Source organism: Pseudomonas caspiana (assembly GCF_002158995.1).
GTDB classification, from domain to species: Bacteria; Pseudomonadota; Gammaproteobacteria; order Pseudomonadales; family Pseudomonadaceae; genus Aquipseudomonas; species Aquipseudomonas caspiana.
Window position 1 is genome coordinate 22688 of record NZ_LOHF01000012.1, and the last position, 26942, is coordinate 49629.

General features: G+C 57.8%; 24 protein-coding genes. 13 read left to right on the forward strand and 11 right to left on the reverse strand.

The window, feature by feature from the left end:
* Nucleotides 1–78: 78 nt before the first annotated feature.
* On the reverse strand, nucleotides 79–333 hold the full coding sequence (locus tag AUC60_RS15075) for a YebG family protein (RefSeq protein ID WP_087268854.1): 255 nt from the start codon (nucleotides 331–333) through the stop codon (nucleotides 79–81).
* Between the two features lie 358 nt (nucleotides 334–691).
* Here AUC60_RS15075 and AUC60_RS15080 point away from each other — a divergent pair, with 358 nt between their 5' ends.
* Nucleotides 692–1141: a phosphate-starvation-inducible protein PsiE gene (locus AUC60_RS15080; RefSeq protein ID WP_087268857.1), complete on the forward strand. Its 450-nt coding sequence runs from the start codon at nucleotides 692–694 to the stop codon at nucleotides 1139–1141.
* 243 nt (nucleotides 1142–1384) lie between these two features.
* Here AUC60_RS15080 and AUC60_RS15085 read toward each other — a convergent pair whose 3' ends face one another.
* Nucleotides 1385–1720 (reverse strand): DUF3509 domain-containing protein, encoded by a 336-nt coding sequence (locus AUC60_RS15085; RefSeq protein ID WP_087268860.1) that lies wholly within the window; start codon nucleotides 1718–1720, stop codon nucleotides 1385–1387.
* A gap of 165 nt (nucleotides 1721–1885) precedes the next feature.
* On the opposite strand from AUC60_RS15085, the gene AUC60_RS15090 reads away from it, so the two are divergent.
* Both AUC60_RS15090 and AUC60_RS15095 read left to right on the forward strand, forming a co-directional pair.
* Nucleotides 1886–2431, forward strand: a complete 546-nt coding sequence (locus AUC60_RS15090; RefSeq protein ID WP_087268863.1) for a sigma-70 family RNA polymerase sigma factor — start codon at nucleotides 1886–1888, stop codon at nucleotides 2429–2431.
* Nucleotides 2428–3390 carry a FecR family protein gene (locus AUC60_RS15095; protein WP_087268866.1) on the forward strand — a complete coding sequence of 321 codons (963 nt, stop codon included), beginning with the start codon at nucleotides 2428–2430 and terminating at the stop codon, nucleotides 3388–3390. Before AUC60_RS15090 ends, AUC60_RS15095 begins: the two co-directional genes overlap by 4 nt.
* An 86-nt stretch (nucleotides 3391–3476) precedes the next feature.
* Here AUC60_RS15095 and AUC60_RS15100 read toward each other — a convergent pair whose 3' ends face one another.
* Nucleotides 3477–3905, reverse strand: coding sequence for an HPF/RaiA family ribosome-associated protein (locus tag AUC60_RS15100; protein ID WP_087268869.1), 429 nt, complete (start codon nucleotides 3903–3905; stop codon nucleotides 3477–3479).
* Nucleotides 3906–4156: 251 nt separating this feature from the next.
* Here AUC60_RS15100 and AUC60_RS15105 point away from each other — a divergent pair, with 251 nt between their 5' ends.
* Nucleotides 4157–6649 (forward strand): TonB-dependent siderophore receptor, encoded by a 2493-nt coding sequence (locus AUC60_RS15105; protein ID WP_087268872.1) that lies wholly within the window; start codon nucleotides 4157–4159, stop codon nucleotides 6647–6649.
* Nucleotides 6650–6996: 347 nt separating this feature from the next.
* Here AUC60_RS15105 and fecA read toward each other — a convergent pair whose 3' ends face one another.
* The 3 genes from fecA to AUC60_RS15120 all read right to left on the reverse strand — a co-directional run bounded on the left by fecA (nucleotide 6997) and on the right by AUC60_RS15120 (nucleotide 11070).
* The gene (fecA, locus tag AUC60_RS15110) at nucleotides 6997–9351 is read right to left on the reverse strand and encodes a TonB-dependent Fe(3+) dicitrate receptor FecA (protein WP_087268875.1); all 2355 of its coding nucleotides are present in this window, start codon (nucleotides 9349–9351) and stop codon (nucleotides 6997–6999) included.
* A 241-nt stretch (nucleotides 9352–9592) separates the two neighbouring features.
* Entirely contained in the window at nucleotides 9593–10570 is a 978-nt protein-coding gene (locus AUC60_RS15115) for a FecR domain-containing protein (RefSeq protein WP_087268878.1), read from the reverse strand.
* Complete coding sequence (locus AUC60_RS15120) at nucleotides 10567–11070, reverse strand: sigma-70 family RNA polymerase sigma factor (RefSeq protein ID WP_087268881.1); 504 nt, start codon at nucleotides 11068–11070, stop codon at nucleotides 10567–10569. The genes AUC60_RS15115 and AUC60_RS15120 overlap by 4 nt, the downstream gene beginning before the upstream one ends.
* Before the next feature lie 208 nt (nucleotides 11071–11278).
* On the opposite strand from AUC60_RS15120, the gene AUC60_RS15125 reads away from it, so the two are divergent.
* Genes AUC60_RS15125 through AUC60_RS15135 form a run of 3 tightly spaced genes read left to right on the forward strand, consistent with a single transcriptional unit; the run spans nucleotide 11279 to nucleotide 13553 of the window.
* On the forward strand, nucleotides 11279–11635 hold the full coding sequence (locus AUC60_RS15125) for a DUF3649 domain-containing protein (RefSeq protein ID WP_087269220.1): 357 nt from the start codon (nucleotides 11279–11281) through the stop codon (nucleotides 11633–11635).
* Nucleotides 11632–13221, forward strand: a complete 1590-nt coding sequence (locus AUC60_RS15130; protein WP_087268883.1) for a PepSY-associated TM helix domain-containing protein — start codon at nucleotides 11632–11634, stop codon at nucleotides 13219–13221. Before AUC60_RS15125 ends, AUC60_RS15130 begins: the two co-directional genes overlap by 4 nt.
* Entirely contained in the window at nucleotides 13221–13553 is a 333-nt protein-coding gene (locus tag AUC60_RS15135; protein WP_087268886.1) for a DUF3325 domain-containing protein, read from the forward strand. Before AUC60_RS15130 ends, AUC60_RS15135 begins: the two co-directional genes overlap by 1 nt.
* 41 nt (nucleotides 13554–13594) lie before the next feature.
* Here AUC60_RS15135 and AUC60_RS15140 read toward each other — a convergent pair whose 3' ends face one another.
* Nucleotides 13595–14473 carry a helix-turn-helix domain-containing protein gene (locus tag AUC60_RS15140; RefSeq protein ID WP_087268891.1) on the reverse strand — a complete coding sequence of 293 codons (879 nt, stop codon included), beginning with the start codon at nucleotides 14471–14473 and terminating at the stop codon, nucleotides 13595–13597.
* Nucleotides 14474–14594: 121 nt separating this feature from the next.
* Here AUC60_RS15140 and AUC60_RS15145 point away from each other — a divergent pair, with 121 nt between their 5' ends.
* The gene (locus AUC60_RS15145) at nucleotides 14595–15494 is read left to right on the forward strand and encodes a DMT family transporter (protein ID WP_087268894.1); all 900 of its coding nucleotides are present in this window, start codon (nucleotides 14595–14597) and stop codon (nucleotides 15492–15494) included.
* Nucleotides 15495–15591: 97 nt separating this feature from the next.
* Here the strand turns inward: AUC60_RS15145 and AUC60_RS15150 are convergent, their stop codons facing one another.
* A complete protein-coding gene (locus AUC60_RS15150; protein ID WP_087268897.1) occupies nucleotides 15592–16566 on the reverse strand; it encodes a 2-hydroxyacid dehydrogenase in 975 nt (324 codons plus the stop codon).
* Between the two features lie 233 nt (nucleotides 16567–16799).
* The gene (locus AUC60_RS15155) at nucleotides 16800–17747 is read right to left on the reverse strand and encodes a LysR family transcriptional regulator (RefSeq protein ID WP_027900201.1); all 948 of its coding nucleotides are present in this window, start codon (nucleotides 17745–17747) and stop codon (nucleotides 16800–16802) included.
* A 182-nt stretch (nucleotides 17748–17929) separates the two neighbouring features.
* Here AUC60_RS15155 and AUC60_RS15160 point away from each other — a divergent pair, with 182 nt between their 5' ends.
* The 4 genes from AUC60_RS15160 to AUC60_RS15175 all read left to right on the forward strand — a co-directional run bounded on the left by AUC60_RS15160 (nucleotide 17930) and on the right by AUC60_RS15175 (nucleotide 22873).
* The gene (locus AUC60_RS15160; RefSeq protein WP_087268900.1) at nucleotides 17930–19432 is read left to right on the forward strand and encodes an efflux transporter outer membrane subunit; all 1503 of its coding nucleotides are present in this window, start codon (nucleotides 17930–17932) and stop codon (nucleotides 19430–19432) included.
* Between the two features lie 187 nt (nucleotides 19433–19619).
* Nucleotides 19620–21791, forward strand: coding sequence for an FUSC family protein (locus AUC60_RS15165; protein ID WP_087268903.1), 2172 nt, complete (start codon nucleotides 19620–19622; stop codon nucleotides 21789–21791).
* On the forward strand, nucleotides 21781–21981 hold the full coding sequence (locus AUC60_RS15170; protein WP_087268906.1) for a DUF1656 domain-containing protein: 201 nt from the start codon (nucleotides 21781–21783) through the stop codon (nucleotides 21979–21981). Before AUC60_RS15165 ends, AUC60_RS15170 begins: the two co-directional genes overlap by 11 nt.
* Nucleotides 21982–21997: 16 nt before the next feature.
* The gene (locus AUC60_RS15175; RefSeq protein ID WP_087268908.1) at nucleotides 21998–22873 is read left to right on the forward strand and encodes an efflux RND transporter periplasmic adaptor subunit; all 876 of its coding nucleotides are present in this window, start codon (nucleotides 21998–22000) and stop codon (nucleotides 22871–22873) included.
* A gap of 287 nt (nucleotides 22874–23160) precedes the next feature.
* On the opposite strand, the gene AUC60_RS15180 is transcribed toward AUC60_RS15175, so the two are convergent.
* Nucleotides 23161–25221 (reverse strand): hypothetical protein, encoded by a 2061-nt coding sequence (locus AUC60_RS15180; protein ID WP_087268910.1) that lies wholly within the window; start codon nucleotides 25219–25221, stop codon nucleotides 23161–23163.
* A 622-nt stretch (nucleotides 25222–25843) separates the two neighbouring features.
* Between AUC60_RS15180 and AUC60_RS15185 the strand changes: the two genes are divergently transcribed.
* Nucleotides 25844–26056, forward strand: a complete 213-nt coding sequence (locus AUC60_RS15185) for a DUF6124 family protein (protein WP_087268913.1) — start codon at nucleotides 25844–25846, stop codon at nucleotides 26054–26056.
* Nucleotides 26057–26123: 67 nt separating this feature from the next.
* Here the strand turns inward: AUC60_RS15185 and AUC60_RS15190 are convergent, their stop codons facing one another.
* Entirely contained in the window at nucleotides 26124–26936 is an 813-nt protein-coding gene (locus tag AUC60_RS15190; RefSeq protein WP_087268917.1) for an SDR family oxidoreductase, read from the reverse strand.
* Nucleotides 26937–26942: the final 6 nt, after the last annotated feature.

Genomic DNA, 26942 nt, shown 5'->3' on the forward strand with positions numbered 1-26942 from the left:
GCTATCGCTGGTCTCGTAACCTCGGTGAGCTCCTACCGTCCAATGTTCGCCGGTTAGGCCTGCTTTGGTGTCAGGCGCTCAGCCTTCCTGCCCCAACTCCGCCAGCGCACTTGCGTTGTTCTTGAACGCCGCAGCGAACACGACACGGTTTTTAGCCATGAAAATACTGGTGTCTTCTGCTTGCTGCTCGGTCAGTCCCGGGACGTTCTTCAGCAGAATCTCGGTCAGCGACTCTGCCAGTTCAAGCATCTGGTCGTGTGCATCGGCGAGTTTACGATCCACGAATGTAGTCTCCAAGTCGCGGGTACTGCGATATAGGGTTTCAACAGCCATGTGAGGCCTCGTAATCAGGTGCAGTATTGGAGGGGCACGCCCCTGGTTGTGCTTGTGAAACAGGTCAACGCTTATGAAGCAGGTCAGAACGGCCGACTTGCGGTGCTGCACAATCGGTCGCAACGAATACTGGTTGTTTATACAGTTGTAAGCATAAGCCAATCACTCTGGCTTGAATAGTGGCTAACACGCATCTTTTTTACTCCCTTCATGTGCCTTGCGACAACCCGCCGCGCTCTTAACTCTGGCTAATGGCCTCGTTCCTGCTTGAGAATCACGCGCGGCAAAGCTTCACCTACAAAGCGGCATTATGTTGACCGGGAAGTGTTGCTCAATTTTTGTACAGGATGAGTTGAAAATGTCGGAACTGAAATGGGCTGAAAAGCTGCGCAAGACCCTGCACGATCAAGCGGATTCGCTTGGCAATCTGTGCGTAGAGGCTTTCCATTACCTGGCGCTTTTCGGGATTGGGGCGATCACGGCGTACGGTGCGATTCTGGCCTTCGTCGAGATGATCGGCAAAGGCAGTGTCAGCGTTGACGACATCCTGTTGCTGTTTATCTATCTCGAGCTCGGGGCGATGGTGGGGATCTACTTCAAGACCAACCACATGCCAATCCGGTTCTTGATCTACGTAGCGATCACCGCCCTGACGCGGTTGTTGATCAGCGACGTTTCTCACCATGCTCCGCCTGATCTGGGGATCATCTATCTGTGTGGCGGGATTCTGCTGCTGGCGTTTGCGATTCTGGTGGTGCGGTTTGCCTCCTCGCGCTTTCCTTCGGTGAAGGATAAGTCGGAAAGCTGAGTCCACTGACTGCTTTAGTAGGAGCTGCCGCAGGCTGCGATGGCGGTATGCTTTGTTTTCAGGAGAGGAAACGCAGTTCCAACCCATCGCGAACACGTTCACTCCTGCAGAAGAGGGAGTGCAGTTGCTTCCGGATATTGGATGTTGTGATGATTCAGGCCCGCTGGCGGATTACGTCAGTAGGGCCTGACAAGAGGTTGAAATGAAGGATGCTGCCATCGTGAAAAAAACGATGACTCTGCATCAAATTCCCACCGCCAGTGTTGGACGGTTGCTCAACAGGTTCGCGAGGGTTGACGGTGGTGGCGCGAGTCGCTTCACGTTGCCGTCAGTCATCGCTGCCAAAATCTTGATCGCGCTGTGGCCTTCTTCGATAGCAATGCCGAATTGCACGCTTTCGATCAGCCGTTGCAAGCGTTTGGGATCATTGCGCTGAGCGGCGCTGATCAAACGTTTGGCGACGACGCCGGTTTCGTTCGACAACGTCAGCATAATGCTGCCGTCGAGGCCTTGAATGCTCAGATTCACCCGATAGTCAGGATGAAAAGCATCGGTAATCTGTTGAAAAGGATTATCCATTTTCGGTACCTGCCAGTAGGGACTGCATAAATTGACTGGGCGTTTGACCCTTTAGTTCTCGACGAATGAGTGAAAGATCGGAAAATTCTTACGCTTGCCGTTGTTACTGAATGATGGCATCTTCCGCGTTAATGATAATTTTTCTTGTTTGAGAAGCATTGCCGCATGCGCGACATTCCTGCATCCGATGACGACTTGATCCTTCGTCACCGGCAATTTACCGCGCTCTACAGTGACCACCATTCCTGGTTGCACGGGTGGTTGCGTAAAAAGCTCGGTTGCTCGCAGCGTGCGGCCGATCTGGCCCATGACGCGTTCATCCGTGTGCTGACAATCGCAGAGCCGCAAAACCTCAAAGAACCTCGTGCATTTCTGACCACTACTGCCACCCGTCTGCTAATCGATGGTGCCCGGCGCCGCAAGATCGAACACGCTTACCTGGAGGTATTGGCCCTCAATGCTGAAGAGGGCAGTATTCCCAGCCCTGAGGCGATTCATGCTGCCTTGCAGATCCTGGAAAAAATCTCCGTGATGCTGGAAGGTTTGCCCGCCAAACCACGCGAGGCGTTTTTGCTCAACCGCCTGGACGGCTTGAGTTACAGCGAGATCGCTCAGGTGATAGGTGTCTCAGCCAGCATGGTCAAGCAGTACATGGCCAGCGTGCTGGTGCATTGCTATAAGACTCTGCATGGTTCGGGCCACTTGTCATGAATGTAGAACAAGAACCCTGCGACGCCATGATCGGTCAGGCTGCGCAGTGGTTGGCGTTGCTGCACGACGATGCCGTGAGCGCGGCCGACCGGCAGGCATTCAATGCGTGGTGCAACGCTGACCCGCGACATGCCTTGGCCATTACTCGCATGCAGAAGGTGATGGGCAGTTTCGAGCAGCTGCCCGTCAAGCCCGCCAGGAAAGCATTGGGCAAGGTTTTTCCCCCGGCCAAACGCAGGCTTTCGTCCCGGCCTGCACAAGTAATTGCCTTGTTGGGAATGTTGGTTTTCGGCTGGTTCAGTGTTGATCAGGGGCCAGTCTGGCTCGCTGATGAACGCACTAATACCGGCGAAAGACGTGAAGTTTTGCTCACCGACGGTAGCCAGTTACAGCTCAACAGCGACTCGGCACTGGACGTAGAATTCGACGAACGGCAGCGAGTCATCGAGTTGTACCGCGGTGAAATGTGGGTACAGGTCGCAAAAGACCTACACCGTCCGTTCGTGGTCAAGACCAGTCAAGGCACCATAACAGCGCTGGGTACGCGCTTTGTGGTGCGTGAACGGCCGGATGGTTCGGTTCAGGTCAGCGTGCTTGAGTCGGCGATTGCCGCCAATGCTGATCGCTCGACCGACGTGCGGGTTAACACCGGGCAGAGTGCGACGCTGAAGGATGGAGTAGTACAGACACCGAAAGCCATGGGGAACGATGACCCGGCTGCCTGGACCCGCGGGATGCTCAAAGCGGATGACCGCCCACTGGTCGAAGTCCTGCAAGCGCTCGCATCCTGGCGGCACGGCGTCCTGCAGTTCGATGAGCAGGCGCTGCAGGGCATTCGTGTTTCCGGTGTGTTTCGTCTGGATGACAGTGACGCGGCGCTCGCCACACTGGCCGATAACCTGCCGATCAGGGTCGAGCATTTCACGCCGTTGTTCGTCAGGATCACGCCCGCCAATTGAGGCCGGAAACGAAGAAGGGCGGACCTGGTTTTTCAGGTCCGCCCTTCGTTCAAGAGGTCGTAATTTGATTCAGGTTAATGCGTTGCTCAACCCAGTTGGGCGACGCTTTTTTCCTGCTCCTTCTCCAGAAACTCCTCTTGCAACAGAGCGTCGGGGTTTTCCGATTCCAGCTCTGCGCCTTCAATAACTGGCGCACCTGCGCGCTTTTTACGCAATTTTCCGAATAGATGCTCAAGGGCATGGTCGAGTTTTACTGCGGCACCATCCACTGCCTGATCCAGGGTGTCGGCTTTATGAGTCACGGAGATAGGCTGGTGACCTTTTGGCCGGGCTTCCATTTGGCAGCGCATGTCATGCGGGCCGGGCTTGTCACCGTTTTCATCGCGGATGTGGACTTCGATGCGGGTCAGATCCTCTTCGTAACGTTCGAGCGTGCTTTCAACAGTGGTACGTACCCACTCCTCCAGTCGGATGCTGCTTTCGATGTGGTTATCGCAATTGACCTGGATTTGCATAGTTGTTCCCTTCTAAGGCTTGCTCTTGTGAGATCGGACATGGCTCCTGTTCAGGAGGTTCATTTTCGTCTGGCCTCAGTCACAGTGTTGGCGCTTCTGGAGAAACAATTCAACCCCACAGTGAAAGAAATATTTCGCGGCAAAAAATAAAAAAATCACTTTTTGAATGGAAATCCATCTCATTCGCTGTCTGTTTTCTTCGCGTGTGCGTCATGGCTAGGAGTACTTCATTTCCCAGCCAAGGATCGTCCATGTCACGCGCTGTCCATTCTCTGCAACCACTGGCTCTGGCCGTCGTCATGGCGTTCGCCGCCGCGCCGCTCAATGCTGCTGAATCCGTACCGGCCGCGCAGGCCACTGTACGAAGCTTTTCGATTCCGGCCGGTGATTTGAGCCAGGCACTCAACAGCCTTGCCGAGCAGGCGAAGCTGGCGCTGGCCTTCGATCCGGCGCTAACCCGTGGCAAGCACAGCGCCGGCTTGCAGGGCGATTTCGATACCCAGGTCGCTCTGGCACGTTTGCTCGCGGGCAGCGGTTTGCGGGCTACGGCATTGTCGGCCAATCGTTATCGCATTGAAGCAGCTCCCGAGTCAGTGGCCGGTGCCATGGAGTTGGGTGCAACGGATATTCAGGGCGCCTATCGTAGCGAGACGGCATCGGGACCGGTTTCCGGTTATGTGGCAACCCGTGGCCGTACCGGGACCAAGACAGACACCGCGTTGATTGAAACCCCGCAATCGATTTCAGTGGTGACCAAAGACCAGATGACCGCGCAGGGTGCACAGAGCCTGAACCAGATCCTGCGCTACACCGCAGCCGTTGTGCCAGAGACTCGCGGCGCGACCGCTTCGCGTCTTGATCAGCTAAGTATTCGTGGCTTTTCGCCCGCGACTTATCTGGACGGCTTGCGCATGCCGGGCAGCCGCGATGCTTCCCCGCAGAAAGACTCGTTCGATCTGGAGCGCGTTGAAGTCCTGCGTGGCCCGTCGTCCGTGCTGTATGGCCAGGCCAGTCCGAGCGGTGTGGTGAACATGGTCAGCAAATTGCCGACTGACACTCCGTTTCACGAAATCGGCCTGACTTACGGCACTTTCAACAAGAAGCGTACGACCTTTGATTTCGGCGGTCCGATTGATGAACAGGGTGTTTATTCCTATCGTCTTTCCGGTCTGTACGACGATGCTGATGGCCAGGTTGAACACACGGAAACCCGTCGCCAATCCATCGCTGGGGCGTTTACCTGGCGGCCGAGTGAAGATACGTCGCTGACGTTGCTGGCCAATTATCAGGCGGATCCTAAGGGCGCTTCGTATGGGGCTGTTCCCGCTTTTGGTTCAGTGCTGCGTAGCCCGACCGGTCGTGACATTGATGTCGATTTTTATGATGGCGAGAAGGATATCGAGAAGAGTGATCGCAATTACCATTCCGTTGGTTACTTGTTCGAACATCATCTGGACGATGTCTGGACTATCCGTCAGAACGCCCGGTACATGCGCAGTGAGGGGCTCTATCGCAGTGTTTATAACAGCTCGCTGCGGTCAGATTTCAGAACTCTTGACCGTAGCGTTATCGCGACTGATGTAAATCTTGATTCCTACACAATTGATAATCAGGTCCAGGCTAAATTCGCCACCGGGCCGTTGCAGCACACCGTGCTCTTCGGTGCCGATTATCAAAACACGAGTACGGATACCAAGGCGTCCGGATTTCCCCAGACTGCATCCCTGGATATCTTCAATCCGGTCTACGGCAGCCCTGTGACAGTGCCAGCTTATGTCACCGATGCGACAGGTCGCAGCCAGCAAAAGGGCCTTTACCTGCAAGAGCAGATGAAGTGGGACAAGTGGGTGTTTCTGGCCGGTGGACGTTATGACTGGGCAGACAGCACCAACAGCTCGAAACGCATTGCCACGGGGGTGAAAACCAAGAGTTCGACCGAGGCAGAAGCCTTCACCGGACGGCTGGGGCTGGTCTATCTATTCGATAACGGCCTGGCGCCGTATATCAGCTATTCCGAATCCTTTGAGCCGCAATCGGGTACCGGCTTGGGCAACAAGCCATTTGATCCCACCGAAGGCACGCAATACGAACTGGGTATCAAGTACCAGCCGCCGGGTAGCAACAGCTTCATTACCGCATCGATTTTCGATCTGCGTAGATCGAATGTGCTGACTCTCGATCCGGACATCACGCCTCGGTGCAACGGCAGCCGTTGTCAGGTACAGAGCGGCGAAGTGCAGTCGCGAGGTTTTGAGCTGGAAGGCAAAGCCAGCCTCAGCGACAACCTGGACATCACAGCGGCCTATGCCTACCTGGACAACCAGACCACTAAGTCGAACAACACCGTCAGAGTGGCACCGGGTAGCGGTATCGCCAGCGGTCCGCTTGAGCCTGCAGAAGGCAAGACCAGCATCGCCATCCCACGCCATACCGCTTCAGCCTGGGTTGATTACACCTTCCGTGACGGTCAGATGAAAGGCTTCGGTGTCGGCGGTGGTGCGCGTTATGTAGGTGCCACCTGGGGTGATGATGCCAACTCGTTGAAAGTGCCTGGGTACACCTTGTTCGACGCATCAGCTCATTACGATATTCCAAGCCTGTACAACCCGATGGACAACCTGCGGCTGGCGCTGAATGTGACCAACCTGGCCGACAAGGAATACGTCGCGTCCTGCAGCGGTTACGGCTGGTGCTGGTACGGCTCGCAACGCACCGTGCAGGCGAGTGCGACGTATCGGTGGTAACACCGAAACTGAGCGTAACCCAATCATTGTGGGAGTCACCCCGGTGTCGATGGCACCACGCTGTCTCGCGGCAAACATAGGACCTGTAGGAGCTGCCGAAGGCTGCGATCGCGGTGTTTCAGCAGAAATGCTTCGCAGCCTTCGGCAGCTCCTACAGAAAATGCATTGCAATCCAGTGGGTTGCATGTTGTTTGATGAGAGCCGGGCTTGCCCGCGATGCATGAGACGCCGCCAGTAGCCATACTGCGTCATCGTTCATCGCGAGCAAGCTCAGCTCCCACAGTTCGGCTTAGAGTCACCATGCCAGTGGGAGCCGGGCTTGCCCGCGATGCAGGCGACGCGGTGGATCAAAACGCCACAGAAGTCTGCACATACACCGTGCGCGGTTCGCCGACGTATTTGCCTCGGTTGTTGTCGTCAAACGAGCGGGTGAAGTACTCGTGGTTGAAGATGTTTTTCACCCCGACCGCGACGTTCAGATCAGACAATTGCGGGCCAAAATCGTAGGCGGCACGTGTGCTGAACAGCATGTAGCCGGGGATCTTGCCTGCAGCGCCATTGGCTGTTTCTGTGCGGGTGTTGGCGTTGTCGGCGAATTGATCGCTCTGGTACGAACTGTCCAGATTCAACTTCCATGGGCCTTCGGTATAGGCGACACCCAGGGTGCCTTTGTGTTTCGACGCGAACGGCACACGGTTGCCCTTGTTCGGTCCGTCTTCGCGAATGGTCGCGTCGACGAAGGCATACGTGGCGTACACATCAAAACCTGCCAACGCCGGATTCAGTCCCGCCAATGCATAGTTGACGCTGGTCTCGATCCCTTGATGACGGGTTTCGCCGCGGGCAATAACGCTGCTGTCAGTCTGGTTGGTTTCGTACTGGTTATCGAAGTTGATCAGGAACGCGCCGATCTCTGCGCGCAAGTTGCCGTTGTCATAACGCGTGCCCAATTCCCAGGTACGGGCCTTCTCGGGTTTGACTTCGCCCCCGGCGATGCGGCTGGACATCTGGCTGTATTGCACACTGCCGAACGAGCCCTCGGTGTTGGCATACAGGTTCCAGCTATCGGTCAGGTGATACAGCACGTTCAACGCGGGCAGGGCGGTGTTGTAGTCGCCCTTGTATTTGAGGTTGTTGAAGTTGTCGGATTGCGCAGTGTCGATCCTTTCGTAGCGAATGCCCGGCGTGATGGTCCACTTGCCGATGTCAATGCGGTCATCAATGTAGATCGCATTGGCTTCGGTAGCGCCGCGGGTATCGCGGTCGAAGCGGCTGCTGGTCGTCGGCAGCACATTGTTCACGGTGTTTTCGCGATAGCGCAGTTCGTGTCCGGCTTCATTGATGTAGCGGTAACCGACGCCGACTTCATGCCATGTTTCACCCAGCGCAAAACCTTGGGAGAAGCGCGTTTCCAGACCACGAACCCAGTACTCGCGGGGTGACAGGGAAACAAAGCTGCCTTGGTCCAGATAACCGCTGCGCAGGGTCTTGGTGAAAAACGTATTGGCAGTGAAAACCCGCGCGTCTTCTTCGTAGCGATAACCGAAGTTGACCATGGTGCGGCGGCCCCAGAACTTGTCCTTCAAGCGCGTCGACTGATAAGGATCGTCCTTGTAGTCGGCAACGTTCAGGCCTCCCGGCATCTCGGCCTCACCTTCGTAGTACTGAGCCATCGCGTTCACGCTGTTGGCTTCATCGATCTGGTACTTGCCCTTGAGGATCAGGTCGTCGATCTGCGTATCGCTGTGTTCGCGCCAGTCGCCACCGCGCACGCCGGTGTACAGAATCGCGCCGCCCAGACCATTGTCGGCAGTGCCCCCGGCCAATACATTGCCCGTGGTCTTGAAGCCGTCATGGCTGGAGGACGGGCTGGTTTCAGTCTGGAAACCACCTTTGAGGGTGGGTTCGTCAGGAATGGCACGGGTCACGAAGTTAACGACCCCACCGACGTTCTGCGGGCCGTAACGCACCGCGCCGCCACCGCGAACCACGTCCACCGCGTCCATGTTGCCCATGCTGACCGGTGCAAAGGAAAGTTGCGGCTGGCCGTATGGAGCAAAGGGCACCGGAATGCCATCCATCAATACCGTCGAGCGCGACGCCAGACGCGGGTTTAGGCCGCGAATGCCGAAGTTCAGCGCCATGTCATGGCTGCCGGTGCCATTGTTTTCCGGAGCGTTTACGCCGGGAATACGGTTGAGCACTTCACGTGCAGTGCTGGCACCCATGCGCTCGATTTCTTCGCGGCGGATCACGTCCCGTGCGCCGGGATGTTCGAAGACGTCAGTTTCTTGCGCCTCCCCCAACCAGTCTCCGACGACGTTTGAGACGCCCAGCTCGATCGGGCCGTTGACCGGCGCGCTGACCGGCTGCAGGGTAAAACCGTTCTGGCCGTCTGGATTGGCCTGCAGGCCTGTGCCTTCCAGCAATGCCGCCAGCCCTTGTTCCGTTGTGTATTGGCCTTCCAGCCCACGGCTCTGCAAACCGCTGGTCAGTTGCGAACCATAGGAAATCAGCACGCCTGCTTCGCGACCGAACTGGTTCAACGCGTTTTCCAGCGCGCTCGGGGCAATGTGATACGACTTGCTGTCGACATCGGCGGCCAGCACCAGCGGCACGCTGCACAGCGAAAGACCGGCACCAAACACGATGTGCCGCAACGAGCGAGACAGGGGAGACAAACGGCTGGGGCGAACTGACATACAGGAGTCCTTGGGCGAGAGGATTGAGGTGCTTTCCCTGTCTGTCACGCGAGAAGCCAAAAACGGCTCACCGGTTTTGAAAAATAATTATTCCAGTTGGAATGCAGGCTATGTGGGAGCTGGGCTTGCCCGCGATAAGGCTGAACGCGATCTAAAGTGAATCGTATCTAGCCTTATCGCGGGCAAGCCTCGCTCCCACAGGGATCTCATTTCAAATGCGTGTTGTTTAATGAACTTGGGGCTAAACCCGCGCCTCGACACTCACCCAATAGCGGGTAAATCGCTTGACCTTGACTGGCAATGCAACCTCCAGCAAGTCCAGAATCCGCTCGCTGTTGGCCAGTGGATAACTGCCCGAAATCAGCAGGTCCGCGACTTTCGCATCACATTGCAGATGGCCGCGGCGGTAGCGGCTCAGTTCGGCGAGGAAGTCTTGCAGGCGCATGTGCGCTGCGACCAGCATGCCATCGGCCCACGCGCCGCTGTTGGCGTCCAGCGCTCTCACCGGTTCCCAGACATTGCGGTTGAATACCACCTGCTGCGAGGCCTGCAACTGCAAGCCTGGGCCAGTGAATGTGACCGGATTGATCTGTACCGTGCCGCTGAACACGGCCAATTGGGTTTTACCGTCGAACTGGCGCACGTCGAAACGGCTGCCTGCCGACATCGGACGAATGTTGCCCTCGGCCGTGATCAGATTCAGCGGACGTGGATCATCGGCGACCGTCAGCATGATTTCGCCTTGCAGCAGCTTGATCAGGCGTTGTTGGGCATCAAAGCGCAGGTCGATAGCGCTTGCGGTGTTCAGGTGAATTTCGCTGCCGTCGTCCAGCGCGATCTTGCGCTGCTGGCCAACACCGTTGTGAAAGTCGGCAAGCAACGGCTGTAACGAAAGCTGGTCGCGTAACCCCCAACCGGCAGCCGAGCCCGCGCCCAACAGCAACAGCAGTTTCAGCGCCTGACGCCTGCTGCTGGACCTCGGCGCGTTGATCGCCGCATGCGCCAATGGCGAAGACAGCCCGCTCAAACGCTGATTGACCCGCTGAATATGCGCCCACGCCCGCTGGTGCTCGGTGTTGCTGTTCAGCCAGAGTTGCCAGGCCTGCTGACGCACAGGGGCGAGGGCGCCGCTCTGCATTTCGATCAGCCAGCTCACCGCCTGCTCGGCCACGGCAGGCGCGATGTCGGATTTGTTCAGGGATTCGGTATTCGAATTCATAGCGCGAAGTAGCAGCGCAACAGCGCTTTATTGAGATGCCGTTTGACCGTGGCGATGGAAATCCCCAGCTGTGCGGCGATCTCTCCGTGGCTCAGACCGTCGATTTGCGACAACAGGAAAGCTTGCTTGACCACAACCGGAAGGCCATCAAGCAACTGATCCAGCTCCAGCAAGGTTTCCAGAATGATCGCCCGCTCTTCCTCCGAAGGGGCGACACACTCCGGCATTTCTGCCAGCGTCTGATAATAAGCGCGCTCAAGATCCTGACGACGGTAGTGGTTGAACAGCACGCGCTTGGCGATGGTGGTCAGGAACGCCCTCGGCTCGATGATCTCGGTTGTATCGCGGGCCAGCAGGACTTTGACGAAGGTATCCTGTGCCAGATCCGCCGCGCTGTGCGGGCAACCCAAGCGCCGCCGCAACCAGCTCGTCAGCCAGTTGTGATGGGCGTGATACAGGCCTTCGACAGTTTCGTTAAGCGTGTATTGGGCGATGGGCATGAGCGGGTGCAGTCCGGATGAACCATTTAATTGCGCGGATTCTGGCAGACTCTTTTGCGTATGAGAATATTTATCATTAATATTGCGTTCTGTTCGTGCAGAGCGTCAAAGAATGCCCTGCCCGATAGCCTCCCGATCAGGAAACTCTCATGCCGTTTCAACGCCAATGGTTCACTGTGCGCTGTCCTTTACTGACGATTGCTCATTGATGAATGACGCGACCATGGATGCTCCGCAAACCGCCCCTGACGTTAAAGAGCGCTTACGCAAAGCCAAGCCGGCCGGCGTGACCCTGGCTTATCGCCTAGCGGTCGCTTCACGCATTGTGGCCGCGCTGCTGGGCGGATATCTGGTCGCGGCCCTGACCAGCGTTTGCATTAGCCAGTGGGTGCCGATGCCCCGTGCCGATGCGGTCGTTACCGGGATGATGCTGTCCTTTGTAGCGTATCTGTTGGTGGTTATCTGGTGCTTTGCCTGCCGGACGGCCTGGCGTGCATGGGCGGGTGTATTGCTGCCCGCAGCGATTCTTGCCGCGGTGTTTGGTCTGGGACGGTGGTTGTCATGAAGGAAGGTTTCCGTCAGGCCATGGCCTGGCTGCACACCTGGATCGGCCTGGTATTCGGCTGGCTGTTGTTTGCGATATTCCTGACCGGGACCATGTCCTACTTCAAGGAAGAAATTAATCGCTGGACCCATCCGGAGATTCCGGCGCGAGTCGTGGACACGCAAGCAAGTGTCGAGCGGGCCCAGGCCTATCTGCAGCAAAATGCTGCGGGCGCCACACGCTGGTTTATTGACCTGCCTGATGAGCGTGAGCCTGCACTGGGCCTGATGTGGCAGACCGCTGCGCAAGAAGGCAAACGCGGGGCCTTTACCCGCAAGAGTCTGGACCCGCAAACCGGTGAGGAAATCCAGACGCGCAGCAGCATGGGCGGCGAGTTCTTCTATCGTTTTCACTTCCAGCTGCAAATGCCGCATCCGTGGGGGCGCTGGCTGTCGACCATCGCGGCGATGCTGATGTTTATCGCGCTGATCACCGGGATCATCACCCACAAGAAAATCTTCAAAGAGTTCTTTACCTTCCGGCCGCGCAAGGGGCAGCGCTCCTGGCTGGACGGGCATAACGCGATCGGCGTGCTGGCGTTGCCGTTTCACCTGATGATCACTTACAGCAGCCTGGTGATTTTCATGTCGCTGGTCATGCCTGCGAGTATCGTGGCCTCTTATGGCAAGGACACTCAGGCGTTCTTTGCCGATGTTTTTCCGAATACCAACACAACCAAGGCAACCGGTGCGGCTGCTGCCCTGGCACCCCTTGCGCCGATCGTGCGCGCGGGTGGGCAACAATGGCCCGATAAAGAGGTGGAGCGCTTGGTGGTCTATAACCCGGGTGATGCAGCGGCAACGGTCGTGGTGTCTCCCGGTGCTGGCAGCAGCGTCATTCACGATCCGGGTATTAACGTGGTGTTCAACGGTGTGAGTGGTGAGTTGCTGACTGCACCGACTCAGCGCTCCGTCCCGTTGCTGGTATCTGGAGCCATGTACGGTTTGCATCTGGGCGAGTTCGCCGGTCCGTTACTGCGCTGGTTGTATTTTGTGTTCGGCATTGCCGGGACCGCGATGATCGGCACGGGGCTGGTGATGTGGCTGGTCAAGCGTCAGGTGAAGCACGCCAAAACCGGTGTTTTGCCTTTCGAATTGAGGCTTGTCGAAGTACTGAACATTGCAGGCATGGCCGGTCTGATGGTCGCCATCGCGGCCTTCTTCTGGGCTAACCGTCTGCTGCCGATTGGGCTGGCCGAACGTAGCGATTGGGAGATCAACCTGTTCTTCAGCGTTTGGGGTCTGTCAGTGCTGCATGCGTTGCTGCGTAAGGGGCGCCAGGCGTGGCGCGAGCAATTGATGCTGGGCGCGGTGCTATTTGCCGGGTTGCCGTTGCTGGATATCGTCACCAGTGGCGAGTACCTGCTGGCGTCACTGCAAAATCAGGACTGGGTATTGATCGGCTTTGACCTGACCGTTTTGTTTACCGGATTGTTTATGGCATGGGGCGCAAAGAAATTCCGCCGGGTGCCGCCGATTGCAGTGGCTGCTGAACAGCGTTCTGCGTCGGTGATTGGCACAGCAAGGTTTGAAAAGGAGGTGCACTGATGTGGCTGGCGACTTTGCTGTGTTATGTGGGCTTCACCGCGTTGTGCCTGTCCATGACCAAACACTATGGCGAGTTACTGCACGGTAAAATCAGCGCCAGCCGCAGTCGTTTGCTCAAGGCCGTTGGCTGGTTGTGTCTGGCGCTTTCGTTGTGGGCCGCGCTGGCTTCCACCCCGATTGGGGTGGGCCTGGTGCAATGGTTTGCGGCGCTCATGGGCAGCGCGTTGTTGCTGGTGTTCCTGATCCCGTTCCTGCCACGACTGGTCTTGGTACTGGCCGCTGCGGTGGTGTTGGTGGGGCCGCTGATTTTTATTAATCAGATGCTGGCGTGACACCTGTCTTGCTGAAATCCATTGATCCTACAGGATTGGATTCAACGTCCGGAAAACGCCAACCGATACTCCCCCGGCGTCGCGCCCATTGCTTGCCGGAAGCGATTGTTGAAATGGCTGGCGCTGGCAAAACCGCACTCAAGCGCAATCGCCCCGAAGGCCATGTGCGTTGAACGCAGCAACTGCCGGGCATGGTTGAGGCGTCGGGCCAGCAGGTACTGATGGGGCGGCAAGCCGAAGCTTTCGCGGAACATCCTCGCGAAGTGATATTCAGACAATGCGCACAGCCCCGCCAGTTGCCCAAGGCTCAGCGGTTCGGCGAGGTGAGTTTCGATGAACTCCACCAACTGCCGACGTTGATGCGCAGCCAGCCCACCTTTCAAACGCAAACCTTCACGCATGCCAACCTGATCGAACATGGCGCGGCTGAGCATTTCGTGGGCCAGGCTGCTGGTCAACAAACGCTCGCCGGGCTCATTCCAGTTCATCTGGATCAACTGACGAAAGCGCTGGGCCTGTCCGGGATCATCGTGAAACGTGTTTTCCCGCAACTGCAGCTCACGCGGCTCGCGGTCCAGCAGGGTAATGCAACCCAGGGCGAACTGCTCCGGGCTGATGTAAAGATGCGCCAGACGAATCTCGCCATTGATCACCCAGGCGGATTCATGCCCGGCGGGCAGGGTGCAGAGTTTGTCGGGGCTGCCTTTCTGATCCGGTCGGTCGCGACGAAACGTGCCCGTGCCGCCGTCGATGTAGCAAGACAGCGTGTGGTGACTGGGGCCGTGATACTCCTGCGAATCGTGGCGATTGTTCCACAAGGCCGCGACCAAACCATCGCCCAGCACCGCGCTCTGCTCAAGTTGAGCGTGGGGTGAACTGTTAAGGGCCTGAAAGACCTGAATGGATTCGATGGCTGGCATGGCTCGCATCCTACGCCTTACAGCACTCGCTGCCAGCCACCGCTGAAGCAAATGCGCAAGATTATGCAAATGGCCGGTTCATGCTCGTCGCAGACTGATGGCTCAAATCGGGAGTCGCATCATGAACATTTCGCTTTATTTGCTTACCGTCCTGATCTGGGGCACCACCTGGATCGCACTGAAGTTGCAGCTTGGCGAAGTGGCGATTGCGGTCTCCATCGTTTATCGATTCGGCCTTGCCGCGCTGGTGTTGTTCGCGATGCTGCTGCTCAGCGGCAAGCTGCAGAAGGTCAATCAGCGTGGCCACATGCTCTGCGTCGCTCAGGGGCTGTGCCTGTTTTGTATCAACTTCATGTGTTTCCTCACCGCCAGTCAGTGGATTCCTAGCGGGCTTATCGCAGTCGTGTTTTCCACCGCGACGTTGTGGAACGCCCTGAATGCCCGGATTTTCTTCAAACAGAAAATCGCGCGCAGCGTATTGACCGGCGGTGCGCTGGGCCTGATCGGGCTGGGATGCATGTTCTGGCCTGAGCTGTCCGGGCACAGCGCCAGTCGCGAAACACTCATGGGCCTTGGCCTGGCGTTACTGGGTACGATGTGTTTTTCGGCGGGCAACATGCTTTCCAGCATGCAGCAGAAAGCCGGTTTACGGCCGCTGACCACCAATGCCTGGGGCATGCTCTACGGCGCCGGGATGCTCAGCCTGTATTGCTTGCTCAGTGGTACGCCGTTTGGTTTTGAGTGGACGACCCGCTACATCAGTTCGTTGCTGTATCTGGTGATTCCGGGCTCGGTCATTGGCTTCACCGCCTACCTGACGCTGGTCGGCCGCATGGGGCCGGAGCGCGCAGCGTATTGCACGGTGTTGTTCCCGGTGGTGGCGCTGAACATCTCGGCGTTAGTGGAAGGCTACCAATGGACCGCCCCGGCGTTGATGGGGCTGGTGTTGGTCATGCTGGGCAATATTCTGGTGTTCAGGAAGCCGAAGGCGGTGGTGCCAGTGGGGGCGAAGCTGGCTTGAAGTAAGTGGAATGCATTATCTGTAGGAGCTGCCGCAGGCTGCGAAGCGTTTTTCAGGTATACCGCAATCGCAGCCTGCGGCAGATCCTACAGGGCTATCAATCCTTCCAAACTTGCGGATTCACCAGGTTCTTCGGCTTCTCACCCAGCAACGCAGCGCGCAGGTTGGTGTAGGCAAGGTCTGCCATGGCTTGCCGGGTTTCCGTGGTGGCTGAGCCGATGTGGGGCAGGGTCACGGCGTTTTTCAGGCTGAACAGTGGCGACTCGCTCAGCGGCTCCTTCTCATACACATCCAGCCCGGCGCCGCGAATGGTGCCGTTCTGCAAGGCTTCGATCAGGGCAGCTTCGTCGACGATCGGGCCTCGGGCAATGTTGATCAGGATCGCGCTGGACTTCATCAAGCCCAGTTCACGGCTGCTGATCAGGTGCTTGGTCTTCTCGCTCAACGGCACCACCAGGCAAACGAAGTCCGACTCGGCGAGCAATTGATCAAGGCTGCGAAATTGCGCGCCCAGCTCCTGTTCCAGCTCGGTCTTGCGGCTGTTGCCGCTGTACAGGATCGGCATGTTGAAACCCAGACGACCACGACGTGCAACCGCTGCGCCGATGTTGCCCATGCCGACGATACCCAGCGTCTTGCCGTACACATCCGTGCCGAATTGCGCGGCCTCAACACTGCGCTTCCACTGACCGGCCTTGGTCCAGGCGTCCAGTTCGGCAACCCGGCGGGCGCTGCTCATGATCAGGGAAAACCCGAGGTCTGCGGTGCTTTCTGTCAGCACATCCGGGGTATTGGTGAGCATGATGCCGCGCTCGTTAAAGTAGCCGACGTCGTAGTTGTCGTAACCCACTGAAATGCTCGACACCACTTCCAGCTGCGTGGCGGCTGCCAGTTGCTCGCGCCCCAACTGGCGACCCGCCCCAATCATGCCGTGACACTTGGGCAGTGCGTCATTGAACTGCGCATTCATGTCGCCCAGCTTCGGGTCGGGCACGATCACGTTGAAGTCTTGTTCCAGCCGTTCGGCCATTTCGGGGGATACACGGCTAAAGGCAAGTACGGTCTTTTTCATGGGGTAGCTACTCTCGCACGCTTTTTATAAAGGGTTACAGATGAGTAGCACGCTAACATTCTCGTCGTCGAGCCGTAAACATCGGCCTGTAGGAGCTCTCGAGCAACGCGAGGCTGCGATAGGGTCGTGTCTGATACACCGCAATCGCGGCCTCGCGGTGCTCGTGCGCTCCTACAGGTCCCCGTTTGCTGCGCGACAGCGCGGTGTCAGGGGCACCGAATGCATTCCAGGGTTCAGGCGATCGACCGCATGGCGTGTGTATGCAGATCAGCCTCATGCGCCGCGAGGATTTCCGGCAGCGAGCCGCGCAGGTATTCCACCCACGTCTTGATCTTGGCATCCAGGTACTGACGCGACGGGTAGATGGCGTACAGGTTCAGCTCCTGCGAGCGGTACTCGGGCAGCACCCGCACCAGCGTGCCGTTGCGCAAGCCTTCGATGGCGGAGTAGATCGGCAGGATGCCAACACCCATGCCGCTACTGATCGCCGTCTTCATCGCGTCTGCGGAATTGACCAGAAATGGCGAGGTATGGATTGTGACCATTTCCTGACCTTCCGGGCCGTCGAAGAGCCACTTCTCCAGCGGGAACACCGGGCTGACCAGGCGCAGGCAGGCATGGTTGAGCAGGTCAGTGGGTTTGAGCGGGATGCCGAAGCTTTTGACGTATTCCGGCGACGCACAGGCAATGCTGTAGGTGATGCCCAGACGCTGGGACACGAAGCCCGAGTCCGGCAGCTCACTGGCCAGCACGATGGACACGTCATAGCCTTCTTCGAGCAGATCCGGCACGCGATTGGCCATGGTCAGGTCGAAGGAAACATCCGGGTGATTGCGCCGGTAGCGGGCAATAGCATCGATCACGTAATGCTGACCAACGCTGGACATCGAATGCACCTTGAGCTGACCGGCTGGTCGCGCATGAGCATCGCTGGCTTCGGCCTCGGCCTCTTCCACATAACCCAGAATCTGTTCACAACGCAGGAGATAACGCTTGCCGGCTTCTGTGAGCGCGATTCGGCGTGTGGTGCGGTTGAGCAGACGGGTTTGCAGATGCGCTTCAAGATTAGAAACGGCGCGCGAAACGTTGGCGGTAGTAGTGTCGAGCTGGACGGCAGCAGCCGTGAAGCTTCCCGCTTGCGCCACACAACTGAACGCGCGCATGTTTTGCAGGGTATCCATGGGCAGTTCTCTAGAGAGATAGCAAATTGTGACACGAAGTAACTGAGCCATGTCAGCATACCTAAGGATTATCTCTGATTCTGTAACAAAGATTCACAATTCCCCCGGCTTATCGGCGACCTGACGCGCCCCTAGAATCGCGCCACCTGAGTCATCACACCTTACGTCGGGAAGTTGCATTCGTGCCGCGTCGCATCATCAGAAGGGCTGCGCCCTTCAGTGTCTGGGCTTTAACGTTAGTCATCAGCGGCTGCATCGGAACCGGCGGGATCGCACCACAAGGCAAAGCTTTGCCTGTTGAAAGCCTGGCCACCGACGCTGCCATTCGCAGTGCCGACCAAGAGGCTCATTGGCCCGTCGCGCAATGGTGGCGCGCTTATAACGATCCGCAACTGGACCACTGGATTGATCTGGCCGCTGCCGGTGCGCCGAGCCTGGCGATGGCTGCCGCCAGGGTTCGTCAGGCCAAAGCCATGGCGGGCATGGCTGAATCTGCCGAGTCGCTGCACGTCAATGGCGAAGCGTCCCTCAAACGTCATGACTGGGCGACGGATCAGTTTTACGGCCCCGGCGCGCTCGCCAATACCACCACATGGGACAACAATGCGTCCCTTGGTCTGAGCTACTCGCTGGATTTCTGGGGGCGTGAACGCAACGCTACCGAACGGGCGCTGGACCTGGCCCACATGAGCGCTGCCCAGGCTCGTCAGGCGCAGCTCGAATTGCAGGACAACATTGTTCGCGCTTACATCCAGTTGTCCCTGAACTACGCCCAGCGCGACATCGTTGAAGCGACGCTCGCCCAGCAGCAACAGATTCTCGATCTGGCTCAGCGTCGTTTGCAGGGCGGGATTGGTACTCACTTTGAAGTCAGCCAGGCTGAAACACCGCTGCCGGAAACTCACCGGCAAATCGATGCACTGGACGAAGCCATTGCACTGAGCCGCAATCAGTTGGCCGCGCTGGCGGGCAAAGGTCCGGGGGAGGGCGCCAGCCTGCATCGCCCGACACTGGCGCTCAAGACTGCACTGAAATTACCTTCGGCTTTACCCGCGCAATTGCTCGGTCAGCGTCCTGACGTGGTGGCAAGCCGCTGGGCCGTTGCGGCTCAGGCCCGAGGCATTGACGTGGCTCATGCAGGTTTTTATCCCAACGTGGACCTGATCGCCAACCTGGGTTACATGGCCACGGGCGGCGGCATGCTTGAATTTCTGGCGGGTAAAAAATTCAACTACAGCGCAGGGCCTGCGGTGAGCTTGCCGATCTTCGATGGTGGGCGTTTGCGTTCGCAACTGGGTGAGGCGTCAGCCGGTTATGACTTGGCCGTGGCGCAGTACAACCAGACGCTGGTTGATGCGCTCAAGAGCATTTCCGATCAATTGATCCGCCGTGAATCCATGGACAAGCAGCAAGTGTTCTCCGGCGAATCCGTGGCCTCAGCGCAGAAGACCTATGACATCGCGATGATCGCTTATCAACGCGGGCTGACCGACTACCTCAACGTACTCAACGCTCAGACCTTGTTGTTTCGGCAGCAACAGATTCAACAGCAAGTCCAGGCCGCCCGTTTGAGCGCCCATGCCGAGCTGGTCGTAGCGCTGGGCGGCGGGCTGGAAGCTGGCAGCGATACACCAACCGAAGGCCAGACCCAGGCACCGAAAACGCCTGCAGTGTTGGATCGGTGATGCTTTTCGGTAGGAGCGAACTTGTTCGCGAGGCTTCATACCTGACGCGCCGCTTCGACCGCCTCGCCAACAAGTTGGCTCCTACAGAAAATCCCGCCCCCTGTAGGAGCTGCCGAAGGCTGCGAAGCGTTCTGTCAGACATACCGTTTTCGCAGCCTTCAGCGGCTCCTACAGAGGCTGGACGGGCATGAAGCTCACCCAACTCCCATGGCGGCGGGAATTCAACAGCTGGGCGCGCAGTGACGGTGTTACCTGGATTTATATTTTCAAGGTCCTGATCGCTGCGTTCCTCACCTATTGGCTGGCCCTGCGCCTGGAATTACCTCAGCCGCGCACGGCGATGATTACCGTGTTCATCGTCATGCAGCCGCAAAGCGGCCATGTGTTCGCCAAGAGCTTCTACCGATTGCTCGGCACCCTGGCCGGTTCTACGGTCATGGTCGTACTGATGGCCTTGTTCGCTCAGAACTCCGAACTGTTCCTCGGCAGTCTGGCGCTGTGGGTGGGCTTCTGTTCGGCAGGCGCCGCACGCTATCGCAACTTTCGCGCCTACGGTTTCGTGTTGGCAGGCTACACCGCGGCGATGGTGGGCCTGCCCGCATTGGCACATCCGGAAGGCTCGTTCATGGCGGCGGTCTGGCGGGTACTGGAAATCAGCCTCGGCATCGTCTGCTCCACTGCCGTCACCGCCGCGATCCTGCCGCAGAGCTCCAGCGCGGCAATGCGTAACGCGCTGTACTCACGCTTCGGCGTGTTCGCTCGCTTCGTCGCTGATGGTTTGCGCGGCACTACTCCACGGGACGCCTTTGAAACCGGCAACGTACGTTTTGTCGCCGAAGCCATCGGCCTGGAAGGTCTACGCAGTGTCACCGTTTTTGAAGACCCACACATGCGCAGGCGCAATGGTCGGCTCAATCGCCTGAACAGCGAATTCATGGCCATCACCACTCGCTTCAACGCGCTGCACCAGTTGCTCGAGCGCGTGCGCGGTGACGGCGTCAGTCGAGTCGTCATTGCTGCTGAACCCGGCCTTACCGCCTTCGCAACGCTGCTCGACGGTTTCGCTAATCGCTTCCTGACCCCTGATGACGCCAGGCAGTTGGTGCAACAGTTGGAAGACTTCAAGGCCGACTTGCCTGAACGTGTGCGCGCCGAGCGTGCCGCTCTGGAAGACATTCAGCCCAGCGAAGCCGAGCTGCTGGATTTTCACACCGCTTACGAGTTGCTTTACCGCCTGGTCAGCGACATGCACGACTATGCCCAGACCCATGCCTCACTGGCCGATCACAAGCACATCAGGGAAAAGTGGGAAGAAGCATTCCTGCCCAAAACCAGCTGGATGACAGCCGCGGCGGCGGGCATTCGTGCAACGTTCATTCTGGCGATCATGAGTGCTTACTGGGTGGCGACTGCCTGGCCCAGCGGCGCGACCATGATCCTCGTATCGGCGGCCACCGTGGCGTTATCGTCCACCACCAACAACCCGCGCCGCATGTCATTTCAGATGGCGTGCGGCACCTTGCTTGGGGCCGTGCTGGGGTTCATCGAAACCTTTTTTATTTTCCCGAACATCGATGGCTTCCCGTTGCTGTGCCTTTTTCTCGCGCCGGTATTCATGCTCGGCGCGTTTCTCGGATCGCGGCCGCAGTGGTCCGGCTATGGCCTGGGATTGTTGATTTTCTTCGGCATCGGCTCGGTGCCCGACAACCTCACGATCTACAACCCTTACACCTTCATCAACGACTACATCGCCATGGTCATCGGCATGCTGCTGTGTGCCGCAGCGGGGGCAATCATTCTGCCGCCGAATGCACGCTGGATGTGGCGACAGCTAGAGGGCGATTTGCGCCGTCAGGTGGTGTTTGCCATCAGCGCACCGCTGAATCGCCTCGGCTCAAGTTTCGAAAGCCAGACCCGCGACCTCATGCACCAGGCCTATGGTCTGGCAGCAGGCAAACCGTTGGTGCAGCGTGAATTGCTGCACTGGATGTTCGTCGTGCTGGAGATCGGCCACGCAATTATCGAACTGCGTCGCGAGCAGGACATCCTCCCGGTACATCCAGCTTATGCGCCCTGGCAATCCTGGCGGGTGGCGATCCGGGTAATGGGGCGCGCTTTGATCCGGTTGTTCATCCAGCCGGATCACAGTAACTGGCAGCGCGCGTTGGCGGCGGTTGATCACGCCATCAACCGGGTGCAAAACAGTGACGAACCCTTTGCGCCGCATTTCGATACCTCTGCCTTGCGGCGAGTGAAGAGCTACCTGCACTTCATTCGCTCATCACTGCTGGACCCTCAATCACCCCTGGCCGTGCGTGCTCGCGAAGGCCAAAGGCAAGGACTGATTCATGCCTCGTGAAATTGCTTTTCATGGCCTGTACATGCCCAGCTTGACCGTCCTGTTTTTGATCGCAATGGTGCTTGCCTGGGCGCTGGACCGGCTGTTGTCAGGCTTTGATCTGTACCGCTTTTTCTGGCACCCGGCACTGCTGCGCCTAAGCCTGTTTACCTGCATCTTCGGCGCCATGGCGCTGACCGTTTACCGTTGATTCTCGAGTAGCCCTCATGAAAAAGCTCTTCAGCCTGATTGCCACGTTACTGGTCCTGGCTTTGGCCATCTGGATCGGCCGCACCTTGTGGGTCAACTACATGGACACGCCCTGGACCCGCGATGGCCGGGTGCGTGCCGACATCATCAACGTTGCTGCCGACGTCAGCGGCACAGTGGTCGACGTGCCGGTGCACGATAACCAGCAGGTGAAAAAGGGCGATCTGTTGATGCAGATTGATCCCGAGCATTATCAGGTGGCGGTCAAGCAGGCTCAGGCCTTGGTGGCGTCACGCAAGGCCACCTGGGAGATGCGCAAGGTCAACGCCAAGCGCCGCGCCGACATGGACAATCTGGTGATCTCAACCGAAAGTCGCGACGACGCGAGCAACATCGCCACCTCTGCTCAGGCCGATTATCAATTGGCGCTGGCAGGGCTTGAAGCCGCTGAACTGAACCTGCGTCGCACGCGAGTGTTGGCCGCCGTGGACGGTTACGTCACCAACCTCAACGTGCATCGCGGCGACTATGCGCGCATCGGTGAGGCGAAAATGGCCGTAGTGGATATGAACTCGTTCTGGGTCTATGGCTTTTTCGAGGAAACCAAGCTGCCGCACATCCGTGTGGGTGATCCGGCGGACATGCAGCTCATGAGCGGCCAGTTGCTCAAAGGTCACGTGGAAAGCATCGCCCGAGGCATTTACGACCGTGACAACCCGGAAAGTCGCGAACTGATTGCCGACGTCAACCCGACCTTCAACTGGGTGCGCCTGGCACAGCGAGTACCGGTGCGGATACATCTCGATGAAGTACCGGCCGACGTGCTGCTGTCGGCGGGCACTACATGCACGGTGATTGTGAATCCTGAGGTTGGGGGAGCGAGCGGTGAATGATGAACCGGCGTGAGACATCACACCGAGTGGTTTGCATCGCGAGCAAGCTCAGCTCCCACAAAACCTACGTAGCCCTGTAGGACCGGCTTTAGCCGGGAGGGCGTCCGGATAGTCGCTGGATGTTCTTCGGCAGAAACACCGCTCTCCCGGCTAAAGCGGAACGCCGCCTGGCCAGTCCTACGAATTTGCCTGGATTCTGTGGGAGCTGAGCTTGCTCGCGATAGGGCCCGGATCTATCGGGCTGATCATCTAACCCTGGCGGTGCTCGACCTTGTCTGCGATGAGCTTCAGGAGAACAACCTGAGTGTCGCCTCAATCCCCAGTCTGGCTTCATCAGGCCCCGTTTTCGGAATCGCGCGGTTGAACGTGCGTTTGGTCAGCTCTCGCTCAAGTCTTGCCTGGTTGATCCTCGCTGTTCTGCGCAGCCCGTCAAGATTGGGAATGAATAGCCCATTCTTGTCGTAGGCCCCGACAATTGCCGAGGCGGGTATATCAGTTGCGTAATTGATCTCGACCGGAGCCAGGTCCAGGCGAGGCGATTGGGGGTAGCGTGCAGCAAAGTCATTGGCATAAAGGTGATAACCATCGAGCTGGCGGGCGTCGACGAGGTAAGTGTGGCCTCCTTTGGCGCCACCGTAGGTAAAAGCTCCTACGTGATCCTTGTCATAGAAAACCGACGTCGAGATGCCTCTTCCATCCGGGTCCAAGGCGTCATGGCCTCCACCAAAACCACCGCGAACGCCGGTCGCTTGATGAAGATCTTTTTGCAAGTCAGCGGCCGCTGTTCGCAACCTGAAGCCCTTCTCAAAGATGATGTCGGGAGTGCGTGAGTCGCCGCGAAAAACAAAACCGCGATAAACCGTGATGTCATACGGCTCAATGAACTGTTGTGAAAACCGCCCTTGGTTCTCCACCCATAGCTGCGTCGTCTGCGGACCTTTTTTAAAGTCGGCGTTCAGTTTCAATTCCAGCGAGCGCATCTTTGCCGAGTGTTTCGAGCGTTCCAACGCATCGATCAGATAAGGCGTCGCTGAAGACGGCAGTTTTTTTGTGTTCAGGATGACTTTGAGCCTCTGTGCGAGTTGGGTCCTGGCCAGCGCTGAAAGCCCTTTGCCAACGACCTTCAACACCAGAGGGCCAATGACTTCTGCCAAAGCGCTGATGATGGCCGCGCGGTACAAATCGGCCGCTACTTCGGGCAGATCTTCCAGCTCGGCCCTTACCGCATCGGTAGCCGCAGAGGCGATACCCAGCAGGAAAGCCGCGACCAGCCTGATGGGCACCAGACTGACACTGACCGGCAGCGTGATGCCCAGCGACAGGCCTGCCAGAAGATAACCGCTGAACTCAAGAGCCGAATCAGCGAGGCGCTCGGTATCCGTCGAAACCAGCGTATCGATATCAGACAGCAGGCGCTGATAACTCAGATCAAACAGCGCATTGGCGATGTCGGGGCTTGCATGAAATGTGATGGGAGCGACCCAGTAATACTTGGTCTCGAACCTGCGCACATATTTGACTTCGTCATTGCCGGGCTTGAGTCGCTGATAAAGCGGGATGCGCGCCAGTACCTTGTTGCGCAGTGCGGCGTTTCTTTCTATCAGCGCCCGAAACTGATCGAAATCACGCGGTATTTCGTAGACCGATTTTTGCTGCGGATCATTGCCCAGGAATACCAGTAAGCCTTGAACTGTCTGGTCTTCATAGTATTCAGGCGTTGGCAGGAACAGCGCCCGTTCCAGCTTCACTCGCGACGTGCCCTCAAACTGCACGAGCCGGGGTTCAATCCAGCCGCTCAGGTAATCATTGGCGAGTGCAATGAGCGCTTCGGCTGAGGCTCTGTGCTCCAGGTATCGACGAATAATGCTGTCCAGTTCATGTCGCGTGAGCAGCAGGGAAAGTTCTTTGACGTTAGGGCGATTAAAGTGCGCCTCGACCTCGTTGATATAGCGCTCCTGCAGGTTCACCGTATCGAACAGATCGCGTAAGTCAGGCGTAAACGCAGGGGGCCAGCGGATCCGCAGTCGTGTGGCATCTTTGAGGTCGTGGCGGAAGAAGTCGGTGACTATCTGGTGGAGTTCAAAGGTGGCGATCTTGGGGAGGGGAGGGCTGACGCCGATCAATCCGCTGTGACGAGAGTCGGTGTATTCGACATTGATCTTCATGTTGCTGGTGACCAGTGCCTTATGCGGCTCATACATCGTTGAGTGCTTTACTGCTGTGCGAATGAAATCATCGATAAAAGCAAAAGGGGAAAGCAACCTGGGTTGAGAGACCGCATCAACCAAATCGGCCAGCTCACTGGCCAGTTGGTCGATATCGGCAGGGACTGTAACTGTGGTGCTCATTTGTCATTCCTTGACAGGTCATAGGCAGTGCATCCATTGCTCTGCTCAGGCTATGAAATATAGAGGCTGAGACTTGGCGCGGTTGTAGGACGTTTCTTTGTTTTCGCGGGGTAAAGGCGCGGGATGCAGGCGTGTCGTGAGGCACTGCGCTCCGCAGGCTGACGTGGGACCGGCTTTAGCCGGGAAGGCGGTATTTTTGCAGATGAAGATTCGGAGCCTGTCCCGGCCTATTCCCGGCTGAAGCCGGTCCCACGTCATCAGTGATGCCACATGAACCAGCGTCGTTCATGTAACTTCAGCTAACCAAATAACCCAGTCCTACACCCCATTCCTGCGGCCTTTTCCCTTTCTTCTGAGTGAAGTTTCCGAGAAAATCCCCAGCCCTTGCGCAGGGTGATTTCGGGCACTAGGCTGCGTCCGTCGTTGAGTATCAGCGACCGGGTTTAGCAGCCTGTTTGACTTCAATTCCGGTGCAAGTACCGTCTATGGCGGCTTTGTGCGGGGCATCTTCGGGTGCGCCGGTTTTTGGGATTGGGTCGCCGGTCTGCTAACCCGTATCAAAGTCGCCACCTTTGCTTGTTTAGCAGCGATCATTCGGTGGTCTAGCTAAAGGCCTAATCAGATGATCAAAGTAACGCCAGATCCACCACAACCCACCCTCGAAGAATCGCTGCTGCACGTCAGCGACCTGCTACGTTGCGCAGCCGCCACGGCTTATGAAACCGGCGATAGCCTCAATGGCCCGAAACGCGACTTGGCGTTCTCGGTGGTACACCTGATCGGTATGGCCAAAGCCGAACTCGAACGCTCGTTGGCACGGGTTGAGTCCAGGTAACTCCGTCTCCATGTAGGGGCCAGTTTGTTGGCACCTACATGGGCTCGTATTCAATCGGGAAGTGTAACTACAGCGTCTTTTCCAACCCAAACCGCTGGCGCAGTTTTTTATCCAGCAACCCTTTGGGCAACAACCAGCTCATCAACGGCAACACCCTTGAGCCATTGCCCGAGCGCAGGAGTCGTGGCGGTTCGGTCTGTTGCACGGCGCGCAGCACATCCTGGGCGAAATCGATGGCGGGGGTCGGGTTGTCTTGCGAGGCCTTGGCCCTTGCTCGAATCCCTTCACGCAGAGGCCACCATGGCGATTGTTCGTTGATCAGCAATTCAGCCTCATGGCTGGCGTTTTTCGCAAAACTCGTGTCGATGGCACCGGGCTGAACCTCCAGCACCTTGATCGAGAAGGGCGCCAACTCCAGACGCAATGCTTCACTCAAAGCGTGCACCGCGGCCTTCGACGCGCAATACGCCCCGGCAAATGGCGTAACCAAAATACCGGATACGCTGCCGATATTGACCACCAGACCTTTGCGACTGCGCAGTGCCGGGAAAAACGCCCGCGTCACGCCCACCACCGAAAACACATTGGTCTCAAACTGGCGCTGCATCGCCTCGACGCCGCCATCGAGCAGCGGTCCCATGGCGCCATAACCTGCGTTGTTGATCAACACATCCAGCCCATCAAAGCGTGCCGCTAATTGCTCCAGCGCGACGCTGTCGTTGACGTCCAGTTGTACGCCTGTGAAACCGGCAGCATTCAGCGCGGCAACGTCTTCAGGCTTGCGCGCAGTGGCCCAGACCTCATGACCCGCACCTTTGAATGCATCCGCCAAAGCGCGGCCAATGCCGCTGGAGCAGCCAGTGATGAGGACGTTGGGCATCTTGTT

What these genes read in the sequence shown, in the direction of transcription:
- AUC60_RS15075 (WP_087268854.1), bottom strand. Translation starts at nt 333, where the DNA reads ATGGCTGTTGAAACCCTATATCGCAGTACCCGCGACTTGGAGACTACA.
- AUC60_RS15080 (WP_087268857.1), top strand. Translation starts at nt 692, where the DNA reads ATGTCGGAACTGAAATGGGCTGAAAAGCTGCGCAAGACCCTGCACGAT.
- AUC60_RS15085 (WP_087268860.1), bottom strand. Translation starts at nt 1,720, where the DNA reads ATGGATAATCCTTTTCAACAGATTACCGATGCTTTTCATCCTGACTAT.
- AUC60_RS15090 (WP_087268863.1), top strand. Translation starts at nt 1,886, where the DNA reads ATGCGCGACATTCCTGCATCCGATGACGACTTGATCCTTCGTCACCGG.
- AUC60_RS15095 (WP_087268866.1), top strand. Translation starts at nt 2,428, where the DNA reads ATGAATGTAGAACAAGAACCCTGCGACGCCATGATCGGTCAGGCTGCG.
- AUC60_RS15100 (WP_087268869.1), bottom strand. Translation starts at nt 3,905, where the DNA reads ATGCAAATCCAGGTCAATTGCGATAACCACATCGAAAGCAGCATCCGA.
- AUC60_RS15105 (WP_087268872.1), top strand. Translation starts at nt 4,157, where the DNA reads ATGTCACGCGCTGTCCATTCTCTGCAACCACTGGCTCTGGCCGTCGTC.
- fecA (WP_087268875.1), bottom strand. Translation starts at nt 9,351, where the DNA reads ATGTCAGTTCGCCCCAGCCGTTTGTCTCCCCTGTCTCGCTCGTTGCGG.
- AUC60_RS15115 (WP_087268878.1), bottom strand. Translation starts at nt 10,570, where the DNA reads ATGAATTCGAATACCGAATCCCTGAACAAATCCGACATCGCGCCTGCC.
- AUC60_RS15120 (WP_087268881.1), bottom strand. Translation starts at nt 11,070, where the DNA reads ATGCCCATCGCCCAATACACGCTTAACGAAACTGTCGAAGGCCTGTAT.
- AUC60_RS15125 (WP_087269220.1), top strand. Translation starts at nt 11,279, where the DNA reads ATGAATGACGCGACCATGGATGCTCCGCAAACCGCCCCTGACGTTAAA.
- AUC60_RS15130 (WP_087268883.1), top strand. Translation starts at nt 11,632, where the DNA reads ATGAAGGAAGGTTTCCGTCAGGCCATGGCCTGGCTGCACACCTGGATC.
- AUC60_RS15135 (WP_087268886.1), top strand. Translation starts at nt 13,221, where the DNA reads ATGTGGCTGGCGACTTTGCTGTGTTATGTGGGCTTCACCGCGTTGTGC.
- AUC60_RS15140 (WP_087268891.1), bottom strand. Translation starts at nt 14,473, where the DNA reads ATGCCAGCCATCGAATCCATTCAGGTCTTTCAGGCCCTTAACAGTTCA.
- AUC60_RS15145 (WP_087268894.1), top strand. Translation starts at nt 14,595, where the DNA reads ATGAACATTTCGCTTTATTTGCTTACCGTCCTGATCTGGGGCACCACC.
- AUC60_RS15150 (WP_087268897.1), bottom strand. Translation starts at nt 16,566, where the DNA reads ATGAAAAAGACCGTACTTGCCTTTAGCCGTGTATCCCCCGAAATGGCC.
- AUC60_RS15155 (WP_027900201.1), bottom strand. Translation starts at nt 17,747, where the DNA reads ATGGATACCCTGCAAAACATGCGCGCGTTCAGTTGTGTGGCGCAAGCG.
- AUC60_RS15165 (WP_087268903.1), top strand. Translation starts at nt 19,620, where the DNA reads ATGAAGCTCACCCAACTCCCATGGCGGCGGGAATTCAACAGCTGGGCG.
- AUC60_RS15170 (WP_087268906.1), top strand. Translation starts at nt 21,781, where the DNA reads ATGCCTCGTGAAATTGCTTTTCATGGCCTGTACATGCCCAGCTTGACC.
- AUC60_RS15175 (WP_087268908.1), top strand. Translation starts at nt 21,998, where the DNA reads ATGAAAAAGCTCTTCAGCCTGATTGCCACGTTACTGGTCCTGGCTTTG.
- AUC60_RS15180 (WP_087268910.1), bottom strand. Translation starts at nt 25,221, where the DNA reads ATGAGCACCACAGTTACAGTCCCTGCCGATATCGACCAACTGGCCAGT.
- AUC60_RS15185 (WP_087268913.1), top strand. Translation starts at nt 25,844, where the DNA reads ATGATCAAAGTAACGCCAGATCCACCACAACCCACCCTCGAAGAATCG.
- AUC60_RS15190 (WP_087268917.1), bottom strand. Translation starts at nt 26,936, where the DNA reads ATGCCCAACGTCCTCATCACTGGCTGCTCCAGCGGCATTGGCCGCGCT.